Here is a 24,697-nt window from a genome sequence, read left to right as displayed (position 1 = left end):
GCCTCAAAGAGAGGTTATGTCAAGATTAAAAAATCAGAAAATGTAAAATTCAAAAGAAATGAAGTTAAACAAATTGATTCTATTTAGAATAAAAGTTGTGATTGATTAATTCTTCACAACCTGTTAATAAATCTCAAGTTTCCTATTGCAAAACAAATCCCTTTATTATATCTTTGCAGTAACAAAAATAAACCACATGTTTGAATTTGACCAATATTTAGGATTTTTAGCATTTTTAACCATTTTAACGATTGGGTTCTGGTTAATGATTTTTTTAATCACATTTGTAGTCCCTTATTGGATTGGTGGTTCGCTTATTGAGCGTTTTAATGAAATCAAAGCAGAAAAGAAAGCAAAGCGTGACGCTTCTACTCACTAAACGGAGTATATATTATATAAATGAAAAGGAAACCAATTTGGTTTCCTTTTTTTATGCTTAATTTTTTTCTGATCATTGAGCACTAGTGAGAAGCAAAGTATATTCTGTTTCGAAGCAACTAATTGTTTATCCTTCAAGGTCAAAATCACCACCACCAGAGTTGCCAAGTTCACGTTGCTGCTGATTAAAACGATAGGTAAACGTCACATTAAAACTATGTTGTCTTCGTTGAAATTCATTTTCATTTACAAATGTTGATGTTGTTGATGTGGTTTGTTTCTTTGCAGAATTGAATACATCATTAATATTGAACGCTAGCGAAGCTTTATCTTTAAATAGGTCTTTACTAAAGGCTAAACTGGAAGAAAATAACCCTTTCGTTTTATTTTGTGCATCTTCTCGTGGACCACAATAAAAGATTCGTGTTTGTCAATCGACATTTCCTGGTAAGGTATGCTTGTTATTTATTCTGGCAAACCAACTAAAGTTTTCGGCACCAAAATCAGTACCTGCAAAAAAGCCTTTAGTAACCGATTTAAATAAATTGAGGTTTCCATTGATGTTCCATTGTTTTGACGGTCTATAGGTTAGGGTGAATTCAAATCCGTAACGATCATTCGTCGCTAAGTTGATTGGTGAACGTTCTATGATTGGCATTTCAGTTCCTCCAACAATTGTTGTCTCTCATTTATCTAAAGAAACAAAAGTAAAAAAATCAGTAGCACGTTGATAGTAGATAGACGAATTAAGTGTCATTTTTCCGAAGCGATTTAAATACCCCAAATTAAAAATGTTTGAGTAACTCGGATCGATATCTGGATTTCCTTGAAATAGGTTAGTATCACTACTTCTAGAAGGAAACGGGTTGATAAAACGAGAACGCGGACGTCTAATTCGTCGGTTATATCCTAAAGTAAGACTTTGTTTCTCGGTAATTTCATATCCTAAATTAACCGTTGGGAAGAGGCCAGTATAATTTTTACGTTCGAAATCGTTACTCGTAATTTGAATAATCTTATGTTAAACAAAAAATGGCTTAGATTCTATTGATAAGAATTTAAGCCATGTATTTAGATGCTTTAGTTTTTGTCTTTATTTTTCTTCTTTTTCTTCTTTTTCTTCTTCTCTTCGTTTCTATCCCATTTACCTTTAATGGCGTCCATGATTTTGTTCATTACATCTTCAGAAACGATTTCTTTTACGTCTTTAAAATGCTTTTTATCAAATAGTTCGATATAATCTTTACGATCAAAAGAATTTAGACCTAGCCTGTTGATCCCTCTGAGTTCAGTAAAGTAAGAATCCATGGTTTGCATGATGATTTCCTTCTGAAAATCATCAACTTCAAGAGTGGCTACAAATTCTGAAATGTACTTCGTCTTCTCTTTTTCTGCCTTTTCCTCGTATTTAGCTCTGTCCTTTTCTGGATCTATATTTTGAGGTATTTGACGTCTTTGATTTCTATTTTGCCCATAAGACAGACTTGTGAAAATGATCAAAATAAAAATGCTTAGGAATTTTTTTTTCATTTTAAATAATTTCTAATATGTTAGTTGGCGGTCTGCCAATTACTGCTTGTTTACCATTAATTACAATAGGCCGTTCAATCAATTTTGGGTGTTTGACCATTGCTTTAATAAGTTGACTATCTGTTAAGGTTTTGCCCTTGTAATCCGATTTCCAAATTGCTTCCCCTTTACGTACCAAATCTATCGGATTTACACCTAATAAAGATAGGATATTTTTTAGTTTTTCTTCGGAAATAAGTTCATCCATATACTTTATCACTTCAAAATCTTTGCCAGAGTTTTCTAATAGTGAAAATCCCTCTCTTGATTTACTGCATCTTGGGTTGTGGTATATCGTTATCATTAGTTTTTATAATTCGTTAGGATTTTCCTCTTTTTGACCCATCATCATCAAATATGATTTTAAGAACGGCTCAATATCGCCATCCATTACAGCATCAACATTTCCTGTCTCGTGTGCGGAACGTACATCTTTGACTAATTTATAAGGATGCATCACATAATTACGTATCTGGCTTCCCCATTCAATCTTCATCTTTCCAGCTTCTATATCATCGCGTTGAGACAGTTGCTTTTGTAATTCAATTTCGTAGAGTTGAGATTTCAGCATTTGCATCGCTCGAGATCTATTATCATGTTGCGAACGTGTTTCAGAACATGAAATTTGAATTCCTGATGGTTTATGTGTTAATTGCACTTTGGTCTCTACTTTGTTGACGTTTTGTCCACCAGCACCACTTGATCGCGCTGTAGTAATGTCAATATCTGCAGGGTTAATATCAATTTCAATCGTGTCATCAACTAGAGGATATACATACACCGAAGCAAAACTGGTATGACGTTTGGCATTACTATCAAAAGGAGAAATTCGCACCAATCGATGTACACCATTTTCGCCTTTCAGCCAACCAAAAGCATAGTCGCCTTCTATTTCTAAAGTTACGGTTTTGATACCAGCAACATCGCCTTCTTGGAAGTTGAGCTCTTTGACTTTAAATCCGCTTTTTTCAGCATACATCAAGTACATACGCATGAGCATACTTGCCCAATCACAAGACTCTGTTCCGCCAGCTCCAGCTGTAATTTGTAAAACAGCGCTAAGCGAGTCCCCTTCTTCAGATAACATATTCTTGAATTCTAATTTTTCAATGAGGAGTAAGGCTTTACTATATCTGTTTTCTACATCTTCAGCAGAGGCTTCATCTTCTTTGAAAAACTCATAAATTACTTCAAGGTCTTCTATTAAAGTGTTTGAGGTGTCGTAATCTTGAACCCAACTTTTCTTCTCACGAAGCGACTTCATAATGATTTCGGCTTCTTTGGAGTTATTCCAGAAATTTGGGTCAAAGGTTTGCTCTTCTTCGTTAGAAATTTCGATTAGTTTGGCATCTATGTCAAAGATAGTGCCTTAGTTTATCAAGGCGTGTATTGAGATCTTTAATTTGATCTGATGTAATCATTGCAAATAATTTTCAGCGAAAGTAACATATAATTTCGTTAGGCAAAACTAAAATGAGATTATGTTTTATTCAGAATAACTAGAGCTAAATTGATGTAGCTTTTCTGTCCTTCAGAAGTTATAGAGCCAAAAGATACTTTTCGTTTAAAGAATAGCCATCGTTCTTGTCTCACCATATAAGGTTTAAAACCAATTCGATTAAAGCCTTTTAGGCTTGCTCTATTGTTCTCTTCTACAAATGCAATAACTCTTGTAAGGTGCTTGTAATGTTTTTGAGTTAATATCTCATAAACGGCATTTGGCATTATGCGCAAACCTCTATAATCAGGATGAGTAAATACGCCTTCAATGAGTGCTTCATCCTTTTTTAACTTCGGAAAAATTGATCCAAAATAATCTGCTATACGTTCATTTTGAGTATGCATAAATAACCATTGTCTGTATACAGTGTCATTATTTTTTGTTGTAGCAACATAACAATTTGGAATTTTTTCGCTAACTAACCGTCGATGCCTTAATTCTTCTTTAAGAGCATTGATGTCTGAGTTCTCATAGAGACGAATGATAATATCTAATTTTGAGTCGATGTTTTTAAGTTCTGCCGGTGTGACCTCTAAACCAATGAAGTTGATGTTAGAGTATAGACGTGTAGATATACCTTCAAAAATGGGTTTGAGATTTCCATTTCTAATGAGGGAGAATACTAATTTCAATCTGTCATATAGAGCTTTCAGTATAATATACTATTAATACAGAAACAAACTCACATCTGCAACTATAAGTTTCTGAATAATAAGACACACTTAATTTCCATGTGTCACAATTACCAATTGAACGAAATTATGTAGATTTATGCAATAATCAGCCATTATGAGAAGCTCTATATTTCTAATCCTTACAGTTTTTAGCGTAACGATATCATTTTCACAGGTTTTAAGTAAAAAAGAATTAAAAAAACATGATGGTTATTTTAACTTTCATTATGAAGAATCTACTGATAAAATATATTTAGAGGTCAAAGATTTAGATAAAGAATTTCTTTATGTTAATTCTTTGGCCACTGGAATTGGGTCTAATGACATCGGTTTGGATAGAGGACAATTAGGTCAAGAACGACTAGTGAAATTTGAAAAAGCCGGAAACAAACTCTTATTGATTCAGCCTAACTTAAATTACAGAGCGATAACAGATAATGAGCTTGAGAAAAAAAGTATTGAACAGGCTTTTGCTAAATCTGTGCTTTACGGATTTAAAATTATAGAAAACACCAATGGTGTCTATGTTATTGATTTAACACCTTTTTTAATGCTGGATGCTCACGGTGTTGCTAATCGATTGAAATCTGAAGGCACTTATAAAATTGATGCAAGTAAAAGCGCTTTGTCTTTAGAAAGAACTAAAGCATTCCCGAAAAACGTGGAGTTTGAGGCATTGCTAACTTTTAAGGGGCAGTCTAAAGGCCAAAATATTAGAAGTGTGACACCTACATCATCTTTGGTAAGTGTGATTCAGCATCACAGTTTTATAGAGCTACCTGATAATGGTTATCAAAAGCGAGAATTCGATGTGCGTAGTGGTGCATTATCTATGACTTATTTGGATTATGCGACACCAATTCAAGAACCTATTAGAAAACGTTATATCACTCGGCATCGCTTAGAAAAGAAAAACCCTAATGCAGCAATAAGCGAAGCAAAAGAACCTATTATATACTATCTCGATCCCGGAACACCAGAGCCAGTTCGCTCTGCGCTTTTAGAAGGTGCACGTTGGTGGAATCAAGCTTATGAAACGATTGGATTTAAAGATGCGTTTCAAGTTGAAATGTTACCAGACGATGCAGATCCTATGGATTGCAGATACAATGTGATTCAATGGGTACATCGTTCAACTAGAGGATGGAGTTATGGAGGAAGTGTCATAGACCCGAGAACAGGTGAAATTATTAAAGGACATGTGAGCTTAGGAAGTTTGCGTATACGTCAGGATTTTCTGATTGCACAGGCTTTAATGGATAAGCCTTTTGCAGAGCGTGATGATAATTACCAACCTATGTTAGATATGGCTTTAGCTAGAATACGCCAGCTGAGTGCCCACGAAGTAGGTCATACCATCGGTTTTGCACATAATTTTGCAGCAAGTACAAATGGTAGAGCATCGGTTATGGATTATCCGCATCCATCGATAAAACTTACCAATGGAAAAATTGATTTTAGTGATGCTTATGCTGTTGGAATAGGAGATTGGGATAAAGTGACTGTGGCTTATAGTTATTCTGAATTTAATGATAATACAAATGAAAAAGACGCTTTAAATAAAATTTTAAAAGTTTCTCAGTTTATGGTATTAAGTTTTATTACAGATTCTGACGCCAGAGCACAAGGCGGTGCACACGCACTTGCTCATCTTTGGGACAATGGTAAAAGCGCATCGGAAGAGTTAGAAAGCGTATTGAAGGTTAGAGCGCAAGCCATTTCAAATTTCTCTAAGGATAATATTCGTCAAGGTGAACCGTATTCTGTTTTAGAAGATGTATTTGTGCCCTTGTACTTTTTCCATCGTTTTCAAACAGAAGCTGCAACTAAGGTTGTTGGCGGATTAGATTATAATTATGCTGTAAAAGGTGGTGGTCAAGATATTGTAAAATCTATTGATGCTGGGACTCAAAAAGAAGCCCTAAATCAAATTTTAAACACAATTTCTGCGGAAGTACTAGCTATTCCGAGGGATAAGTTAGCACTCTTTCCACCAAGAGCTACAGGGTATAGGAGAAGTCGTGAATCATTTTCAAGTAAAACTGGCGTTGCTTTTGACCCAATGAGTGCAGCATCAACGGCTAGTGATATGACATTAGGATTATTATTACATCCGCAACGTGCTAATCGCATGATTCAGCAAAAAAGTTTGGATGATAAGCAACTTGGATTTGATGATATGTTAAAAGAGATTTTGAATGCTTCCTTCGGAAAACGATATAATGATGTTTATAAGGACGAAACTCAGCAGTTAATAAACGAACGTGTATTAATACATTTGATGAATCTAGCTGTAAATGATCAATCTTTTTTTCAAGTTAAAGCTATAGCAAATGAGGCTATCAGTTCTTTAATTAGAGACTATCTTTCAGATAAAAAGAAACCTTCAGCTTATACATCACAATATCAAATGATGATAAAAGAATTTAGAGAACACCCAGAAAAATTTAAAATAGAAAACGCTCCAAAAATACCAGATGGTTCGCCAATTGGTAGTGGTTTCTGTAATTATACTCAACAATAAAATGATAATAGATTTAAGAAGTGATACGGTTACCAAGCCAACAAAAGGGATGCTAGAGGCAATGATGACTGCCGAAGTTGGTGACGATGTTTACAAAGAAGACCCAACGGTTAATGCCTTAGAGCAACGATTAGCCAAAATGTTTGGTAAAGACCAAGCTTTATTTTTTCCAACAGGAAGTATGGCAAACCAAACAGCTTTAAAGTTACATACCAATCCTGGGGAGCAAGTGATATGTGATAAATATGCACACATTTATAACTATGAAGGTGGAGGCGCATCATTTAATAGCGGAATCTCTTGTAAACTCATTGATGGGGATAGAGGCATGTTTACGGCAGCTCAAGTTGCCGAATCTATAAATCCGCCAGACTTTTACCATAGTCCGTTAACAACGCTTGTTGAAGTCGAGAACACCACAAACAAAGGTGGAGGTGCTTGTTGGGATTTTGCAGAACTCCAACGTATAAAAGAGGTTTGTGATGCCCATAATTTAGGATATCATTTGGATGGTGCACGACTTTGGAATGCTTTAGCAAACACCAATGAAACAGCAAAAGATTACGGACAATTATTCGATACTATATCTGTATGTTTAAGTAAAGGTCTAGGTTGTCCAATGGGTTCTGTACTCATTGGAAATAATGACGTGATGAAAGGTGCCCTTAGAGTGCGTAAGATTTTAGGAGGTGGCATGCGACAAGTCGGTTATGTGGCTGCAGCTGGAGTATATGCTTTAGATCATCACATGGACAGATTAGCAGAAGATCACAAAAAAGCAAATGAAATAGGAGCTGTTTTAGAAGAGATGTCTATTATAAAAAAGGTAGAACCTATAGATACTAACATTGTTATTTTTGAATTGGAACCTCACGTAGATGAAAGTGAATTTCTTAAACAATTGTCAGATAGCGACATCCACATTATTGGTATGGGAAGCAATAAACTGCGTATGGTCACACATTTGGATTATACGGATGAGATGCATGACCGACTATTGCAGATATTAAATGACTTTTAGTCTAAAAGGGAAGCATTCTAGTATCGAACACTACTTAAATAAATCCATCCCCGGAATGTTAGGCATGCCTTGCTTTGCTACTGCGGAAACTTCAGTTTCGTGAACGGTTGTAGCGCGTTCAATGGCTTTATTGATGGTTAGAATTAAATAATCTTCGAGGATGTCTTTATCTTGAAGTAATTCATCATCAATAGCAATTGATTTTAGAGTTCTGTTAGCAGTGATTGTTACTTTAAGTTTGTCATCAGTACTATTTTCATCAATTAAAACGCTATGTAAACGTTCTTTTGTTTCTTCAACTTTTTTCTGGGTTTCTTTAAGTTTACCCATCATATCTCCAAACATATTGTTAAGTATTAAATTATAAGTTGCAAAATTACTAAATTGCCAGACTTTTAAAAAGAAAAATGAATACGATCATGAAAGCTCCAGTCGCAAGAAAAATTCCGAAGGAATTAGAAATCCATACTGATGTACGAATTGATAATTATTTTTGGTTAAATCAAAGAGAGGATCAAAATGTATTGGATTATCTCAGTGCCGAAAACGAGTTCTACGAACAGGAAACAGCACACACCAAAGATTTTGAAAAAACGCTTTTCGAGGAAATGAAAGCGAGAATCAAAGAAGATGATTCGTCTGTGCCCTACAAATACAATGGGTATTGGTATATTGTACGTTATGAAAAAGGAAAAGATTACCCAATCTATACACGTAAAAAAGAATCTCTAGAAGCCAAAGAAGAATTAGTCTTCGATTGTAACAAAATGGCAGAAGGTCAAGGTTATTTTAGATTAGTTGGATTGAGTGTAAGTCCCGATAATACGATGATTGCTTTTGGTATAGATACGGTTGGTAGACGACAGTATAGACTTCAAATTAAAAGCTTAATTACTGGAGAAGTATTCTCTGATGCTATTGAAAATACTACAGGATCATCAACTTGGGCTAATGATAATTGCACACTTTTTTATACTAAAAAGGATAAGCAAACCTTGCGTTCTAATGAGATTTACAAGCATAAAATAGGAGATTCTGAAGACAAGGATATTCTGATTTTTACTGAAGATGATGATACGTTTGGAGTGGCGGTTTATAAATCAAAGTCTCGAAAATATATTGTGATAGCCTGTTATAGTACATTGACGAATGAATTTCATGTTCTGAATGCAGATACTCCAAATGATAATTTTAAAATTTTTCAGAAGCGAATTCGCGGATTAGAATACACTATTTCTCACTTTGAAGATCAATTTTATATTTTGAGTAATAATGATAAGGCTTACAATTTCAAATTGATGAAAACTTCTGAAAATCAAACAGAAATTAAAAATTGGGTTGAGGTTATTGCACATAGAGATGATGTTTTACTTGAAGATATTGATATTTTCAAAGATTTTCTAGTTGTCAGTGAACGTTCAAATGGCTTAAATCAAATCAGAATTAAACGCTGGGATAATCAAGAGGATTATTATTTACCATTTGATAACGAAACCTACACAGCGAATACAGGGACTAACGTAGATTTTGATACTGAGACCTTACGTTATAGTTATAATTCGCTCACCAATCCGTCTTCTGTGATTGATTTCAATATGAGAACTAAGGCAAGGCAGATAAAAAAAGAGCAAGAAGTTCTCGATTCTAATTTTGATAAAACTAATTATACCTCAGAACGTATTTGGGCAACAGCTCAAGATGGTACAAAAATACCAATGTCATTGGTAAGACGTAAAGACACTAAGCTTGACGGAAGTGCACCATTGTTGCAATATGCCTACGGAAGTTATGGATCTACTATGGACCCTTATTTTTCAACCATTAGATTAAGCTTACTGGATCGTGGTTTTATTTATGTGATTTCACATGTTAGAGGAAGCGAATATTTAGGTCGTCATTGGTATGAAAACGGAAAACTCCTCAGAAAGAAAAATTCGTTTACCGATTTTATAGATTGCTCAAAACATTTGATTAAGCAAAACTACACCTCTCCTGAGCATTTATACGCTATGGGAGGTAGTGCCGGAGGTTTATTAGTAGGCGTTATTGTTAATGAAGCCCCACAGCTATATAATGGTGTCATTGCTGCAGTTCCTTTTGTGGATGTTGTGACGACCATGTTGGATGATTCGATTCCTTTAACCACGGGAGAATATGATGAATGGGGAAACCCTAATGATAAGGATTACTATGACTATATCAAGAGTTATTCTCCTTACGATAACATTAAAGCAAAGTCTTACCCAAACCTTTTGGTAACTGCAGGTTTACATGATTCTCAGGTTCAGTATTGGGAGCCTGCAAAATGGGTCGCTAAGCTTAGAACTTATAAACAAGATACCAACAAACTATACTTGCTGACCAATACGGAGGCTGGTCATGGTGGAGCTTCTGGACGATTTGAAGCACTAAAAGAAGACGCTCAGGAATTTGCGTTTTTGTTAGACTTAGAGGGAATTATTAGCTAATTAAAAAAAAAATCTTAATTTTGCGAGGTTTTATGTTTCATTTTGAATAGATATGAAACTGATAAATAGCATTTATGAAAAAAGACATACAAGTATTTGATAATGTTTTACAGCTAATAGGTAAAACTCCTCTTATCAGATTAAACAAAATGGCTCAAGGTTTTGATGGCGATTTTTTTGCTAAAGTAGAAGCTTTTAATCCAGGTCATTCGTCAAAAGATAGAATTGCTCTTCATATTATAGAAGAAGCCGAAAGACAAGGCATCTTAACTCCAGGAGATACTATTATTGAAACAACATCCGGTAATACAGGATTTAGTATTGCTATGGTGAGTATCATTAAAGGTTATGAATGTATTTTGGCTGTAAGTTCTAAATCATCTGCTGACAAGATTGATATGCTTAAATCTATGGGAGCACAAGTTTATGTGTGTCCAGCAAATGTAAGCGCAGATGATCCACGTTCATACTACCAAGTTGCAAAACGCATGCACGATGAAATCAAGGGGTCTATTTATATCAATCAGTATTTTAATGAGCTCAATATAGAAGCCCATTATCACAGTACTGGTCCAGAAATCTGGGAACAAACAGAAGGACAAATTACACACTTAGTAGCTTGTAGTGGAACAGGAGGAACGATTTCAGGTATTTCTAAATACTTAAAAGAACAAAATCCTAATGTTAAAGTCATTGGTGTAGATGCTTTTGGTTCAGTATTAAAAAAATATCACGAAACTCGTGAATTTGATGATAAAGAGATTTACCCTTACCGAATTGAAGGTTTAGGTAAAAACTTGATTCCATCAGCTACAGATTTCGATTTAATAGACAGATTTATAAAAGTTACCGATGAGGAAAGTGCGCATACTGCACGTGAAATTTCAAAATCCGAAGGTTTATTTGTAGGTTACACAAGTGGAGCAGCTATGCAAGCCTTAAAGCAACTTAATGAAGAAGGCGAATTTAAAGTAGGAGATAAGGTAGTTGTAATTTTTCCTGACCATGGTTCACGTTACATGAGTAAAGTGTATAGTGATAAATGGATGGAAGATCAAGGATTCTTTGATAGCAAAACAGAAATTGCTGAGAAAATTCAGTATATAAAATAAATCAACAACACTAAGTTTATAAAATTCCTATCGCGCCTTTTCGTGATAGGTTTTTTATGTTTAATACGGATATAAACATTGGTTCATAAAAATATTATGCAATCATAATAATATTAACTAATTTTGTCCCGATTATGTCTTGATTTTTACCTAACAAAAAATGAAGATGTATTTACCTAACTAATAAGACTAAAAACTCGCTTTAATGAAAGATTTATTTGAGAAGATCTATAAAGATAAGGGACCATTGTTAAAATGGGCTTCTCAAGCTGAAGGATATTTTGTATTTCCGAAGCTGGAAGGAGAGATTTCTAATAGAATGAAGTTTCAAGGAAAAGAAGTGATTACCTGGAGTATTAATGATTATCTTGGATTAGCTAATCATCCAGAAGTGCGTAAAGTAGATGCTGAAGCAGCTGCTCAATACGGTTCTGCATACCCAATGGGAGCACGAATGATGTCTGGTCACACAGAACTTCATGAACAATTACAAAACGAACTTGCCGAATTTGTAAGCAAAGAAGCTGCTTACTTATTAAACTTTGGTTACCAAGGAATGGTGTCTACTGTAGATGCTTTGGTGTCTAAAGATGATATTATTGTATATGATGTAGATGCTCACGCTTGTATTATTGATGGTGTTCGCCTTCATATGGGGAAACGCTTTACTTACAAGCATAATGACGTTGAAAGTTTAGAGAAAAATTTAGAACGTGCGACCAAAATGGCCGAACAAACTGGTGGTGGAATACTAGTGATTTCTGAAGGTGTCTTCGGAATGCGAGGTGAACAAGGACGTTTAAAAGAAATAGTTGCACTTAAAAAGAAGTTTAATTTCAGATTATTTGTTGATGATGCTCATGGTTTCGGAACCTTAGGGAAAACTGGAGCTGGTGCTGGAGAAGAACAAGGTGTTCAAGATGATATCGATGTGTATTTTGCCACATTTGCTAAATCTTTGGCTAGTACAGGAGCTTTTATCGCTGCCGATCAAGAGATTGTTGATTACTTAAAATATAATTTACGTTCTCAAATGTTTGCTAAATCGTTACAAATGCAACTTGTTGTAGGTGCATTAAAACGTTTGGATATGTTGAGAACAATGCCAGAACTAAAACAAAACCTTTGGACCATTGTTAATGCCTTACAATCTGGATTAAAAGAACGTGGTTTTGATATAGGAACAACAAAAAGTTGTGTTACTCCGGTATATTTAAAAGGAAGTATTCCAGAAGCTATGGCTTTAGTGCGTGATTTACGTGAAAACTATGGCATTTTCTGTTCTATTGTTGTGTATCCAGTAATTCCGAAGGGATTAATTCTATTGAGAATGATACCAACAGCAACACATACATTAAAAGATGTTGAAGAAACGCTCGATGCATTTGATGCGATTAGAGATCGTTTGAATAACGGAACATACAAACGCTTATCTGCTGCAGTTATGGCTGCCATGGGTGAGTAGTGAGCTATGTATAATCAATAAAAAAATCCGATTCGTAATTGAATCGGATTTTTTTTTATATAATGCTTTTCTTGAATGTGCAACGTCGTTTGTTAGTAACGGGTTTAAAATTCTTCCACAATTTATGTATGGCTTCATTGTCATCTAACTCTGGACCTCTAATGCATAGTTCTATGCCTTTTTCAGTGAATGTCTTGTGAAATTCATGAAATATAATTGCGGTAACGCCTTTATTTTGATATTCTGGTAATACACCTATTAGATAGAATGTCACTGTTTTTGCATGCTTCTTGGCTTGTAATAAATGGCGAACTCCGAAAGGAAATAACTTACCTTTCATTTTTTGTAGTGCTTTTGCATACGAAGGTGTAACGATTCCGAAGCCAACAAGTTTATCATCTTTATCTACTACAAATTTCACATATTCAGGATTAAGAAAACCAATAAATTTTTTCTTAAAATATTCGCGTTGTTCATCATTAATTTCAACAAACGATGATAATACAGAATGCGATTTTGTAAATACCTCAAACATTTCATCTGTATAAAGCATAATATCTTTATTGTTTGAAAAATTTAAAGCACGAAGCTCATAGCGTTTCTTTATAAGTGTTTGTACTCTAGAGAAAAATTCAGGTAGAATGTTTTTGAATTCCATCACATTTTCTGAATAACGCTTGCCAACATCATAACCTAGTTGCTCAAAGTGTGAAGCATAGTATGGTAAGTTATGCCAAGTAATCATGCTGCCAATTTGATCAAAACCCTCAGTAAGGATTCCAACTTTATCTAAATTTGAAAACCCTACAGGGCCTTCAATATATTCTAGCTGATGTTCTTTGCCTATGTCATTAACCTTCTCTAATAGAGCTTTGGTGACGTTGATATCATCAATAACATCAAACCAGCCAAAACGCATCTTTTTTTCATTCTGCCCTTTGACTTCTAACCAATTGATAATGGCTGCAACACGACCAACAATTTTATTGTCTTTATAAGCTAAGAAAAAGCGAGCTTCGGCATCTTCAAAAACAGGGTTGACCGTTTTGTCAAACGTTTTTAATTCTTCACCTATAATAGGTGGCACCCAAGATTTCGAGTCTTTATTAAGTTTAAAAGGGAATTTTACAAATTGCTTTAATTCCTTTTTAGAATAAATTTCTTTAACATCAATCATATATAATAAGGCTTAAAGACTTCCGTCATCATCAAAATCATCTGTTCTTTTTTTTTTTGTCTTTTTTCTTTTTTGGTTTCCTCTTATCGGAATCTTCACGAGAATTACCGTTGTCTGTTTCTTTGTCAACATGAAAATCGAAGCGGTAAGACATTCCGAAGTTAACACCAAAAACTGAAGGTGTATCCTTAGTGTTAAACGTTACTGCGGTATCCAATTGAAAGTCCTTGCTCCATAAATATCCGCCACCAAATCTAAGGAGGTTATCTGCATAGAAATCACTTTGTATGCCTTGAGTTTCTCCAAAAACAACCCATTGCGGACTAAAACTATGTGTCAATGTGATGACGTACTGGAAATCGGAAAAGTCGGTGCCAATTCGGTCTTTAATTAAATTGACAACCAGAACCCAGCCACCAGAAAAATTATTTTGGGTAGCGACCATAATTTTCGGACTAAACCCTTCAACACCTGGAGCTGTAAAAGGATTATTTTTTGAATCAAAATTTGCTCCTGCATATACTGCAATAGCAGGAATTAAAGATTTCCATTTAAATGTACGATTGGCATGATAACTATATAAATTGGGTTTGTCTTCTTCTTCAGAATTTTTATAAGGATCATATACTAAATATTTTGCTCCGAGTGTGAAATTTTTAAAGTTAGAGCGTTTGTCTTCAGAAGGAATAGTTGAACGATTATCAGTAAACGTATCATTTTGGTATGCCCCTTCCAAGTTAATTTCTAGTTGCTCAAATAACAATCCGTAACGTACAGTAAAATCTGCACCAAAACCGGAAACTTCATACATGAGCGGTGTATGTTCTTCTTTTATAATATAAGGTCCAACTTCTATTTGTGCAACATTTGTTCCTACAGAAAACGCACTTTTAGAGACACCAGGTCTATTGGAGTTTATCACTTCGGTGTATTGAGCGAAAGTGATTTGGGAGATTAAAAATATCGTAAAAAACAACACTTTTTTGATTGAAGCCATAGGTTAATGATTTAAGCCAAATATAGATATTTTATACCATTTATTTAATGGGATAATAGTATTAAGATATTTTTAAGTAACGAAACCAGTTTTTTAAATACATATAGTTGTATTTTTGAATAAATTTAATGTAATGTTACAAGAAGCATCCGTATATGGTTTGTTTAGAACCATTCTTATAATTCTTTTGGTGTACTACGGAATAAAAATTCTGGCACGTTTGTTCGCACCACACCTTGTGAGATATATGTCTAAAAAGGTGCAACAGAAGTTTGAAGGACAATTTCAGCAGCACCAAAACCAAAGTCAGCAACAAAAAGAAGGCGAAACCGTCATCGATAAGGCTCCTATAAATGATTCGGCTTCAAATAAAAAAGTTGGAGAGTACATAGATTACGAAGAAATTGACTAATTTTCGAGTCTATTGAAAGTCTTACTATCTATGCAATTTTCATTTAAAAAAATCTTACCTCACCTTTTAGTTTTAATAGGTTTTGTGGTTATTTCATTAGCTTATTTTAGTCCTGTTTTACAAGGCAAACAAATCTTTCAAAGTGATATCATGCACTATATTGGCATGTCTAAACAGCAGAAAGATTTTAAAGCTGCCACAGGAGAAGAAACCTATTGGACCAACAGTGCGTTTGGTGGTATGCCTACCTATCAATTGGGAGCGCGTTATCCGCACAATTACGTTAAGAAATTGGATTCTGCTCTACGCTTTTTACCACGTCCAGCCGATTACCTATTTATCTATTTTTTAGGATTTTACATCTTGTTATTAGTACTAAAGGTTGACTTTAAACTCGCTGCTTTAGGTGCATTAGCTTTTGGCTTCTCCACCTATCTTATTATTATTCTGGGTGTTGGCCATAATAGTAAAGCGCACGCTATAGCATATATGCCTTTGGTTTTAAGCGGTATTGTGCTCACGTTTAGGCAAAAATATATTGTTGGCTTTTTACTCACTGCGATTGCTCTGGCTTTAGAAATTGGAGCCAACCATTTTCAAATGACGTATTATTTAATGTTGTTAGTTATTGTTTTAGGAATTGCTTATTTGGTTGATGCCTACAATAAGAAAATGTTAACGCACTTTTTTAAGTCGGTAGGAATTATGGTCGTTGCCCTTATTTTGGCTATTGGTCTCAATGCTACAAATATTTTGGCAACGCAAGAGTATGTCAAGGAAAGTACACGTGGAAAAAGCGAATTAACTATAAATCCTGATGGTACGCCAAAAGAAGTTACTTCTGGATTAAGTAAAGCGTATATTACAGAATACAGTTACGGGATAACCGAAACTTTCAATTTATTCATCCCTAGATTTATGGGAGGAGGAAGTGGAGAAGATGTAGGTAAAGATTCTGAAATCTATCAGTTTTTTAGACAAATAGGAGCAACGCCTACACAAGCTTTACAAGAAGCTCAAAATTCACCAACATATTGGGGAGAACAGACCATAGTTGAAGCACCAGCATATATTGGAGCAGTAGTGCTTTTCTTATTTATATTCGCATTGTTTTTAGTGAGAGGTCGCCTAAAATGGTGGCTAGTTGGAGGAACAATTCTGTCATTACTTTTATCTTATGGAAAACATCTAGGGTTTTTAACCGACTTCTTTATCGACTATGTGCCTTTATACAATAAGTTTAGAGCGGTAAGCTCTATCCAAGTTATATTAGAATTATGTATTCCTGTGCTGGCTATTTTTGGTCTTGTGAAACTCTTTAACGATTTTGAAAAGGATGATAAAAAAATATTAGCTCTTAAGATTTCAGCATTAATCGCAGGAGGATTGGCCTTAATTTTCTTGCTATTTGGATCGTCGATATTTGAATTTGTAGGCGCTAATGATGGTTATTACAGACAAGCCTATGGCGAATATGGTCAAGGCTATATTGATGCTTTAAGAGACGATAGGCAAGCCTTCTTTACTCAGGATACTTTACGTACACTTATTTTAGTAGTGCTATCTGCAGGAACGATTTTCTTGTTCTTGAAAAAGAAGCTCTCGGAAACTTTAGTGGTTGGGGTTTTCGCCATCTTAATCCTATTTGATTTGGTAGGTGTGGATCGTCGTTATGTGAACACAGATAATTTTGTGTCTGCAATTAAAGTAAATAAGCCCTATCAAGAGAGTCCAGTAGATACCGAAATCATGCAAGATGACGGGCATTTTAGAGTGCTTGATATTTCTACTGAAGGCAGTAGAGCTCCAGCAAGAGCAGCTTATTTTCATAATTCTTTAGGAGGTTATCACGCCGCAAAATTGAAACGTTTTGACGAGTTGTACGATTTTCATATTGCTGGAAATAATATGAATGTCCTTAATATGCTGAATACGAAATATATTATTGCTGAAGAGCAAGGTCAAGTATTCCCATATGTGAATGAAGATGCCAATGGTAATGCGTGGTTTGTCAGTGAACTTGAGAAAATGGAATCGGCAAATGCCGAAATTAAAGCATTAGATAGTTTGCAAACTGCGGCTAAAGCAGTGACTACAGTTTCTGAATTATCATCTCAACGTTTTGCCGTGGATTCTACAGCCAGAATCACGTTAACAGAACATAAACCAAATCAATTAAAATACACGTCTACGAACTTAAGCGATGGTTTTGCAGTCTTTTCTGAAATGTACTATGCAAATGGTTGGATAGCGACTATTGATGGACAGGAAGTGCCAATTCAACGTGTTAATTATGCTTTACGCGGATTAGATATTTCTGCAGGTGAACACGACATCGAATTTAAGTTTGAACCACAAGTTGTACAAACCGGAAGTATGATTTCTCTTGGAAGTTCTATTCTATTTGGATTGTTATTGTTTGGTGGATTGTGGTTTGGGTATAGGAAAGAAAAAGATTAATTTTTTATAAAACTTAATCAAATGAAACAAATCCTCATCATCACATACTATTGGCCACCTGCTGGAGGCCCTGGTGTTCAGCGATGGTTGAAGTTTGTCAAGTATTTACCCGAGTGTGGTATTGAACCTATTGTCTATTGTCCTGAAAATCCAAGTTACCCAATTGTAGATGAGAGTTTGCTAAGCGATCTTTCAGGTGATGTAAAAATCATCAAGCAACCCATAAGCGAGCCCTATCGTTTTGCGAATCTATTGTCTAAAAAAAGCTCAAAGCAGATTAGCTCGGGCGTAATTCCGAAGCAAAAGAAACAGTCATTCATACAAAAATTAATGTTATATGTGCGTGGAAATTTCTTTATTCCAGATGCACGAAAAAACTGGATAAAACCTTCTGTAGCATACCTTTCAGATTATATACAACAAAATAGAATTGATACAATAATTACCACTGGTCCACCACATAGTTTGCATTTAATTGGTTTACAATTAAAAGAACAACTAGGTGTGAAGTGGTTGGCCGATTTTAGAGATCCCTGGACAACCATTGGTTATCATAAGGCATTAAAACTAACGACTTCTTCAGCAGCGAAACACAAAGCGTTAGAAGCAAAAGTTCTAGGAATGGCAGATGAGATTATCGTCACTAGTAAAAATACCAAACAAGAGTTTACATCAAAAACTAACCAGCCAATTTCGGTGATTACTAATGGTTACGATTCCCATCACATACAACGACCACAAAAAGACGAAAAGTTTACGCTAGCACATATTGGATCCTTATTATCAGAGCGGAACCCGAAGCAGTTATGGGAAGCCTTGCAGGAACTTATTAACGAGAACGACGATTTCCTAAGTGCATTTCAGCTAAAACTGATAGGTGTTGTAAGTGAAGATGTTTTGCAAACCATACAATCTTATGGTTTAGAGGCTTATGTCGATAATTTGGGTTATTTATCGCACGAAGAGGCCATAAAAGAGCAAATGGCGTCGCGTGTATTGTTAATGATTGAAATCGATTCTGAAGACGCTAAAGTTATTATTCCTGGAAAATTGTTTGAGTATATGGCTTCTGGAACACCAATTATTGCTGTTGGTCCAAAAGCATCTGATGTTGAGGCTATTTTAAAGACCACAAATACAGGATGTTATTTTCACTACAATAACAAGGAACGTATCAAGTCTCAAATTTTATCGTATTTTGAAGCATATAAATCCGATACCTTGGCAGTTAACGCCATTGGATTGGAACAATATAGTAGAAAGTCACTAACCAAATGTTTGTCTGAAATCATCTAATGGGAATTGTCATTCATCAATCCTTACGAAACACTATTACAACCTATTTAGGTTTCGGTATAGGCGCCATAAATGCACTCTTTTTATACACCAATTTTATCTCAAATGAGTATTACGGACTTGTGGCTTACATTCTTTCTGCAGCCAATATTATGATGCCATTGATGGCTTTTGGCGCACATAATACCATCGTTAAATTTTACTCAACATTTAAAACCAAAAATTCACTCAATAGCTTTTTGACCTTAATGCTCATTTTGCCTTTAGTATTATCGATTCCGGTGGCTATTGTAGGCGATCTGGCTTATGATACCATAGCAAATATTTTATCACAAAAGAATGACATTGTAAGCGGGTATCTTTGGTACATTTTTATCACAGCAGTTTCCATGGCTTATTTTGAAGTCTTTTATGCTTGGGTAAAAGTGCAAATGCGGACGGTTTTTGGTAATTTCATGAAAGAGGTATTTCATCGTGTGGGAGCTATGATGCTTTTGTTTTCGGTGTTTTTTAATTACATCACTGTCGATCAATTTCTGATGGGAATTGTTGGCGTATATGTGGCAAGAGCTTTTATAATGATGTTGTATGCATTTGGAAAACGATTACCCGTATTTAGATTCAATAAAATTGACAAACTGAGCTCAATTTTGAAATACTCTTCATTGATTATTATTGCAGGATCTATTGCAACTATTATTTTGGACTTAGATAAATTTATGCTTAACAACTATCTGGACATTGAGATGGTAGCTTATTACAGTGTAGCTGTATTTATAGCAACTGTAATTGCCGTTCCGCAACGAGCGATGCATCAAATATTACTACCACTAACGGCTAAATTTTTAAATGAAAATAATAAAGCAGAACTCAAAGATTTATATCAACGCAGTTCGTTGACACTCTATGTCATTAGCGGATTTATTTTTCTGTTAATTATTGTAAATATCAATGAGTTGTATGAGGTCATTCCATCAGAATTTAGTGGCGGACTAATCGTTGTGTTTTTAATTAGTATTGCAAAACTCTATGATAATCTTTTAGGCAATAACAATGCTATTTTGTTTAATAGTGACTATTACAGGATGGTACTAGTGTTTGGTGTTGTTTTGGCTGTTTTGGCAATTATTCTCAATATGATTTTAATTCCGAAATATGGAATTAATGGCTCGGCAATGGCAACTTTTATTGCTATTTTGGTGTATAATACAATTAAGGTTTATTTTGTAAAACTGAAATTTAACATGCTGCCATTTACTTCGGAAACTTTAAAAATTTCAATCTTGCTTATAGCTATTGTATTTGGGTTTTACTTTTGGGAATTTCCTTTTAATCCTTATGTGAACATTCTTCTGAAATCGTTAGCTATTGGAATAGTTTATGGCATCATGATTTATAAGTTGAATATTTCCGAAGATATATCTGAAGTGATACGGAAATATTTGAAATTGAAGTAGAGTAATTCTATTCTTGAAATTTCAGTTAATAAAATGAGAAAGTCCCATAAGGTGCTTTGAGGCATACTGCTTACGGGACATTCTACTAACCAACCAAAATTGTTATATTATTAAGATCGTGATCTTGTGCTTTTTGTTCTCGAACTACTGTTTTTAGAAGATCTTGAACTTGATTTTTTAACCTGTGATTGCTTTTTACTTCTAGATTGTGTCGCGTTTCTAGAAGACCTATCACTTTGTTTGTTACTAGATATACGAGTATTTGATGACTTTGGTTTTCTAGTACTCGTGTTTTTTCTAACCGTTCTAGTTGTGGTTTTATTGTTAGACACAGTTCTAGGTGACTTGGTCACATTTCTAGTATTATTTGTGTTTGTTCTCGTATCTCTAGGTCTAACTTTTACATTTGTAGATCTAGTTGTTGTCGCTTTAGAGTCTCTTGTACTTCTTATAGTAGACGTATTAGATCTGTTATCGCTAATGATTCTATCACTTGATGCATTATCTCTAGTTCTTGTACCTCTATTGGTATTACTTAAACTTCTGTTATCTGAACGAGAAGGTGTAGCGTCTTGTCTGTAACGTTCATTGGTAGAACTTCCTCTACGACCTGTTGTAGCAACTGTTCCACGTCTACTATTAATTCTAACTACTTGTCTCGCATTATCTCTATATGGTCTGTAATAGGTATGTCTAACAGGTGTATAAAATTGTCTGTAAGGTCTAGTGTTTACAATACAGTAGTTTACTTGAGGTGCCACATAATAGGTATGCCAAGGTCTGTAAACATAAGCTCTGTTATATATATTGATAAATCCTGTATAGTGTGAGAATGCTTTATATCTGTTATAATGTACATATAATCCACCTAATCTAACAATGCGACCAAAACTATTGTAGTGGATATTTATATTTCCTACTTGTGTTACACGACCATAATAGTCGTAAAAAATGGATGTGTTTTCAATCTGAATAATTGCACCAAAATCGTCGTATTGTACATAAGGATTATAGTTATATCCAGAGTTGAAGCTTATAGATACACCAGGTGTATTGATAGCCACATTTACATCTGGACCATAATTTTGCATAAAGAAATCAAATTGACCATCAGGAAAAACCGAAAACTCGATTCCCCCTTCCGCAAAAATGAAAGAATTACCATAACCTCTAACATAGTTGTTTGATGCATTTGACTCTACTGTGTTGGTGGTTGTTGCGTTTACTGTTGTTCCTACTAGGAGCAATACAGTAAAAAATGATATTAATCGTTTCATGATTTTAAGGGTTTTTGATTACAATCTTTATAAAACAATTAGCGTGCCAAAAAATATAAAAAGATTTAAGTGTTTGGTTTTTAGTACATAAAGAAAATAGGTAAATCTACCTATATACCAATGGAGAGATATAATTAATTTGCTACTATATAAAATTTAGTATTTCATACATATGAAAACATTGCAAGAGAAAGACGTAAAGAATGATCGCGTTAAATTGCCTTTTAATTTTGATGCAGATTTAATGTATAAGGAATATACTGCGTTACAGCCTAAAGAGTTTGAATACTAAAATGTTATACAATTAAGAGCTCCTGCACATTTGGTCGATACATCTTTACCTTTTCCTCCATCTGCTAAGGATTTTGCAGATGGTTCTTGGACAGATTGGTTACATTCGGAAGAGCTAAATACATCTCCTTATTTAAAAAGCGTCATTGATTCTTTTAGAGAAATCACAACTGTGACCTTGGTGCGATTACTTCGTTTAGCTCCCCATTCTGAAGTTAAAGAACACAATGACCCAACACTAGGTTTAGAAGTGGAGAAGTCTGTGATACGACTAACCATACCAATTGCGAAAAATAATGATACGACGTTTTATTTGAATTCTATTCATGTCGATATGCAACCCGGTGAATGTTGGTATTTGAAACTAACTGATAAGCATCGTGTATTAAATGCAGGAAATACAGAGCGCGTCAATCTTACAATTGATATGATACCAAATGAGAATATCAGAGCGCTTATACAAGATAGTAATTTGGGCTAATTATTAAAAGAAAAATCCTAAAGGCTTGGGGAAGCGCTTCAGGATTTTTTATACGTTCACATTTATGTGAACAACCAACCAAGAAAATCAAAAATTTAATTTCTTTTATTTCTCTTCTGTTTTTTATGCTTTTTTACCCTACCATCTTTTCGGTAGTAGAAAAAGTCATCATCTAAGTCTCCATCATAATCATCATATTGGTTTCCAACAACTCCAGAGCCAACACCACAGTTTAATTCTGCATTGTTTTGATTTACGACACCACTAATGTGTACGATTTCTCCCCAACGATTGTAGTTAACTCTCAATCCGCCAATCTGACGTACTAATCCATTACCTCTTTGATAACTCATATAAACTGAACCCGCTCGTTTGATACGGCCTTGTCTGTCATAATTGATAAAGACGTTTCCAATTCGGCGAACTTTACCATTACTATCATGAGTAATAATGACGCTTCTTGTTCTAGGTTTGGAGTAGTGAACTCTATTCACTGTTCCTGGAGCTCCATGTGCTGTGTTTATAGAGCTTCTTCGTCTGTAATAAGTTTCTGAGACATTATTTCCGAATTCTGTATTGAAATCGAAGCTTCCATCAGGAAAAATCAAAAATTCTACACCACGCTCAATGAATACTATTGGTTCTGCAAAACGATAGCGTGTATTGTTAAAATCTTCCCCATTTGAAACAGCATCTCCTGCTGTTGTCGCTGTAGCTGATGCTAATCCTATCAACATCGTCGCTATAAAAAGTAATTGCTTTTTCATGATTTATAGGTTTTTAGATTGGCCTTAGTCTCTAACTCGTTTAGGGACTTTTCGGCTTACGCTATTTACTTTTAATTAACCAAGATGCGTGCCAAAAACCATAAATATTTGTTAGTCAATTATTTAGATAAAACCTTATTGTTCTTGATAGTCGTAGTATTGAGATAAAAAATATGTAAATCCATTTTTTTTATTACTTTTATAAGACTAACCAATCCCATAATATGGAAGATCAATCTTTACAGACAACTGAGCAATGTCAACAATGTCAAAATTGTGAAACTGAATTAAAAGAAGGGTTTGAGTTTTGTCCGAATTGTGGTCAAAAAACCAATGAAGAGCTTACCATTAGTGTATTGTTTTATAATACAATTAGCAACTATTTTTCGTTTGATGCTAGATTCCTAAAAAGCTTTATCCCATTAATGATTAGGCCAGGTTATTTGGCTAAAAAATTTCTAGAAGGTAAACGCTTACTCTATTTGCATCCAGCCCAGATGTATTTGTTTATATCTGTAGTTTTCTTTTTTATTATTTCCTTTAGTACAAGAGAATTAGTGCAAGAAGCGAATAAAATAAATGAACAGGTTGCGAAAGGAAGCCCTTTAGAATTAGTTAATGCGGATAGTTTAGGTATAGAAGAGGAAAATATAAAAGCTTTAGATTCTGCTCAGATTGAGAAATTCATGAAACCTTTAAAAGATAATCAGCAGTTCATCGGACTAAAAGATGAAGATTTAAAGCTTGCAGATTCTATTATTAAAGCTCAAAGTGCAAACCCAAGAAACCTAAGCAAATCTTGGGATTTTAATAAAGAGAAAGTCGATTCTCTTGTTGCGATGGGAGCCGATAAAGAAGTTATCTACAAAGAAATGGGGATGTCTGAGGAGCCTAGTTTTTTAGAACGGCGTTTTTTCTCCAGAATGTTAAAATTAGTTGAAGGTAATGGTGCAGGTACGATTATTCAAGCTTTTTTTGATAGTATTCCCATATCAATGTTTTTCTTGTTGCCATTTTTTGCTCTAATTCTAAAAGTGTTTTATTACAAAAAAGGGAAGTATGCGCATCATTTGGTGTTTAGCTTTTATTACTTTTCTTTTCTCTTTACGGCGTTTAGTATCTTATTTGCGGTCAATAGATTTGTATATGACATGCCAGATTGGATAGATTGGCTTATAGCTTTGTCCACCTATGTTTATTTCTTAATAGCTTTAATACGTTTTTATGGTCAGCACTGGTTTTTAACTTGGTTTAAAAGCGCTATTATCACCTTCGTTTTTTTAATGGTAGTTATTCCTTTTGCAGCAGGTGCTGTACTCGCGTTTTCGTTTTTAACTTCTTAAAAACCATTATGTTATGAGTATTTCTTA

21 protein-coding genes and 1 pseudogene are annotated in these 24,697 nt (G+C 34.6%); 12 read left to right on the top strand and 10 right to left on the bottom strand.

The window, feature by feature from the left end; all coding sequences use genetic code 11:
- The first annotated feature begins 196 nt into the window (after window positions 1-196).
- Window positions 197-379, top strand: a complete 183-nt coding sequence (locus V7719_RS06765; RefSeq protein ID WP_335729124.1) for a hypothetical protein — start codon at window positions 197-199, stop codon at window positions 377-379.
- A 126-nt stretch (window positions 380-505) separates the two neighbouring features.
- Here the strand turns inward: V7719_RS06765 and V7719_RS06760 are convergent.
- The 5 genes and pseudogenes from V7719_RS06760 to V7719_RS06740 form a co-directional block, all read right to left on the bottom strand.
- A pseudogene (locus tag V7719_RS06760) lies at window positions 506-1,384 on the bottom strand (outer membrane beta-barrel family protein).
- Between the two features lie 74 nt (window positions 1,385-1,458).
- The gene (locus V7719_RS06755; protein WP_335729123.1) at window positions 1,459-1,908 is read right to left on the bottom strand and encodes a hypothetical protein; all 450 of its coding nucleotides are present in this window, start codon (window positions 1,906-1,908) and stop codon (window positions 1,459-1,461) included.
- 1 nt (window position 1,909) lies between these two features.
- Complete coding sequence (gene arsC / locus V7719_RS06750) at window positions 1,910-2,251, bottom strand: arsenate reductase (glutaredoxin) (protein WP_335729122.1); 342 nt, start codon at window positions 2,249-2,251, stop codon at window positions 1,910-1,912.
- A gap of 6 nt (window positions 2,252-2,257) precedes the next feature.
- Window positions 2,258-3,368 (bottom strand): peptide chain release factor 2 gene (gene prfB, locus V7719_RS06745; protein ID WP_335729121.1). Its coding sequence is split into 2 segments (ribosomal slippage): window positions 2,258-3,304 and window positions 3,306-3,368, totalling 1,110 coding nucleotides; the frame shifts between segments, so codons are not numbered across the junction.
- Between the two features lie 58 nt (window positions 3,369-3,426).
- Complete coding sequence (locus tag V7719_RS06740; protein ID WP_335729120.1) at window positions 3,427-4,080, bottom strand: GNAT family protein; 654 nt, start codon at window positions 4,078-4,080, stop codon at window positions 3,427-3,429.
- A gap of 157 nt (window positions 4,081-4,237) precedes the next feature.
- Here V7719_RS06740 and V7719_RS06735 point away from each other — a divergent pair, with 157 nt between their 5' ends.
- Complete coding sequence (locus V7719_RS06735; protein ID WP_335729119.1) at window positions 4,238-6,646, top strand: zinc-dependent metalloprotease; 2,409 nt, start codon at window positions 4,238-4,240, stop codon at window positions 6,644-6,646.
- A gap of 1 nt (window position 6,647) precedes the next feature.
- Window positions 6,648-7,667, top strand: a complete 1,020-nt coding sequence (locus V7719_RS06730; protein WP_335729118.1) for a threonine aldolase family protein — start codon at window positions 6,648-6,650, stop codon at window positions 7,665-7,667.
- 30 nt (window positions 7,668-7,697) lie between these two features.
- On the opposite strand, the gene V7719_RS06725 is transcribed toward V7719_RS06730, so the two are convergent.
- Entirely contained in the window at window positions 7,698-8,012 is a 315-nt protein-coding gene (locus V7719_RS06725; RefSeq protein WP_335729117.1) for a YbaB/EbfC family nucleoid-associated protein, read from the bottom strand.
- A 74-nt stretch (window positions 8,013-8,086) separates the two neighbouring features.
- On the opposite strand from V7719_RS06725, the gene V7719_RS06720 reads away from it, so the two are divergent.
- From V7719_RS06720 to V7719_RS06710, 3 genes are all read left to right on the top strand, one after another.
- The gene (locus V7719_RS06720) at window positions 8,087-10,135 is read left to right on the top strand and encodes a S9 family peptidase (protein ID WP_335729116.1); all 2,049 of its coding nucleotides are present in this window, start codon (window positions 8,087-8,089) and stop codon (window positions 10,133-10,135) included.
- A 74-nt stretch (window positions 10,136-10,209) separates the two neighbouring features.
- Window positions 10,210-11,247 (top strand): PLP-dependent cysteine synthase family protein, encoded by a 1,038-nt coding sequence (locus V7719_RS06715; RefSeq protein WP_335729115.1) that lies wholly within the window; start codon window positions 10,210-10,212, stop codon window positions 11,245-11,247.
- A 205-nt stretch (window positions 11,248-11,452) separates the two neighbouring features.
- The gene (locus V7719_RS06710) at window positions 11,453-12,712 is read left to right on the top strand and encodes an aminotransferase class I/II-fold pyridoxal phosphate-dependent enzyme (protein WP_335729114.1); all 1,260 of its coding nucleotides are present in this window, start codon (window positions 11,453-11,455) and stop codon (window positions 12,710-12,712) included.
- Window positions 12,713-12,767: 55 nt separating this feature from the next.
- Here V7719_RS06710 and V7719_RS06705 read toward each other — a convergent pair whose 3' ends face one another.
- Window positions 12,768-13,889 carry a GTP cyclohydrolase gene (locus tag V7719_RS06705; RefSeq protein ID WP_335729113.1) on the bottom strand — a complete coding sequence of 374 codons (1,122 nt, stop codon included), beginning with the start codon at window positions 13,887-13,889 and terminating at the stop codon, window positions 12,768-12,770.
- 37 nt (window positions 13,890-13,926) lie between these two features.
- Complete coding sequence (locus tag V7719_RS06700) at window positions 13,927-14,886, bottom strand: transporter (RefSeq protein ID WP_335729112.1); 960 nt, start codon at window positions 14,884-14,886, stop codon at window positions 13,927-13,929.
- 133 nt (window positions 14,887-15,019) lie between these two features.
- On the opposite strand from V7719_RS06700, the gene V7719_RS06695 reads away from it, so the two are divergent.
- Genes V7719_RS06695 through V7719_RS06680 form a run of 4 tightly spaced genes read left to right on the top strand, consistent with a single transcriptional unit; the run spans window position 15,020 to window position 20,511 of the window.
- On the top strand, window positions 15,020-15,298 hold the full coding sequence (locus tag V7719_RS06695; protein WP_335729111.1) for a DUF4834 family protein: 279 nt from the start codon (window positions 15,020-15,022) through the stop codon (window positions 15,296-15,298).
- A gap of 30 nt (window positions 15,299-15,328) precedes the next feature.
- Entirely contained in the window at window positions 15,329-17,758 is a 2,430-nt protein-coding gene (locus tag V7719_RS06690; RefSeq protein ID WP_335729354.1) for a YfhO family protein, read from the top strand.
- Between the two features lie 21 nt (window positions 17,759-17,779).
- Window positions 17,780-19,054, top strand: coding sequence for a glycosyltransferase family 4 protein (locus V7719_RS06685; protein ID WP_335729110.1), 1,275 nt, complete (start codon window positions 17,780-17,782; stop codon window positions 19,052-19,054).
- A complete protein-coding gene (locus V7719_RS06680; RefSeq protein WP_335729109.1) occupies window positions 19,054-20,511 on the top strand; it encodes a polysaccharide biosynthesis C-terminal domain-containing protein in 1,458 nt (485 codons plus the stop codon). Before V7719_RS06685 ends, V7719_RS06680 begins: the two co-directional genes overlap by 1 nt.
- A 110-nt stretch (window positions 20,512-20,621) precedes the next feature.
- Here the strand turns inward: V7719_RS06680 and V7719_RS06675 are convergent, their stop codons facing one another.
- Complete coding sequence (locus tag V7719_RS06675) at window positions 20,622-21,788, bottom strand: hypothetical protein (RefSeq protein WP_335729108.1); 1,167 nt, start codon at window positions 21,786-21,788, stop codon at window positions 20,622-20,624.
- A 322-nt stretch (window positions 21,789-22,110) separates the two neighbouring features.
- Between V7719_RS06675 and V7719_RS06670 the strand changes: the two genes are divergently transcribed.
- Window positions 22,111-22,560 carry an aspartyl/asparaginyl beta-hydroxylase domain-containing protein gene (locus V7719_RS06670; protein ID WP_335729107.1) on the top strand — a complete coding sequence of 150 codons (450 nt, stop codon included), beginning with the start codon at window positions 22,111-22,113 and terminating at the stop codon, window positions 22,558-22,560.
- A 95-nt stretch (window positions 22,561-22,655) separates the two neighbouring features.
- Here V7719_RS06670 and V7719_RS06665 read toward each other — a convergent pair whose 3' ends face one another.
- Entirely contained in the window at window positions 22,656-23,327 is a 672-nt protein-coding gene (locus V7719_RS06665; RefSeq protein ID WP_335729106.1) for a hypothetical protein, read from the bottom strand.
- 224 nt (window positions 23,328-23,551) lie between these two features.
- Here V7719_RS06665 and V7719_RS06660 point away from each other — a divergent pair, with 224 nt between their 5' ends.
- The gene (locus V7719_RS06660; protein WP_335729105.1) at window positions 23,552-24,670 is read left to right on the top strand and encodes a DUF3667 domain-containing protein; all 1,119 of its coding nucleotides are present in this window, start codon (window positions 23,552-23,554) and stop codon (window positions 24,668-24,670) included.
- The last annotated feature ends 27 nt before the right edge of the window (window positions 24,671-24,697 follow it).

The sequence above is a fragment of the Psychroserpens sp. genome (genome assembly GCF_036960315.1).
Lineage (GTDB): Bacteria > Bacteroidota > Bacteroidia > Flavobacteriales > Flavobacteriaceae > Psychroserpens.
The sequence above is the reverse complement of the archived record's forward strand: the minus strand, read 5'-3'. Positions and strand labels throughout refer to the sequence as shown.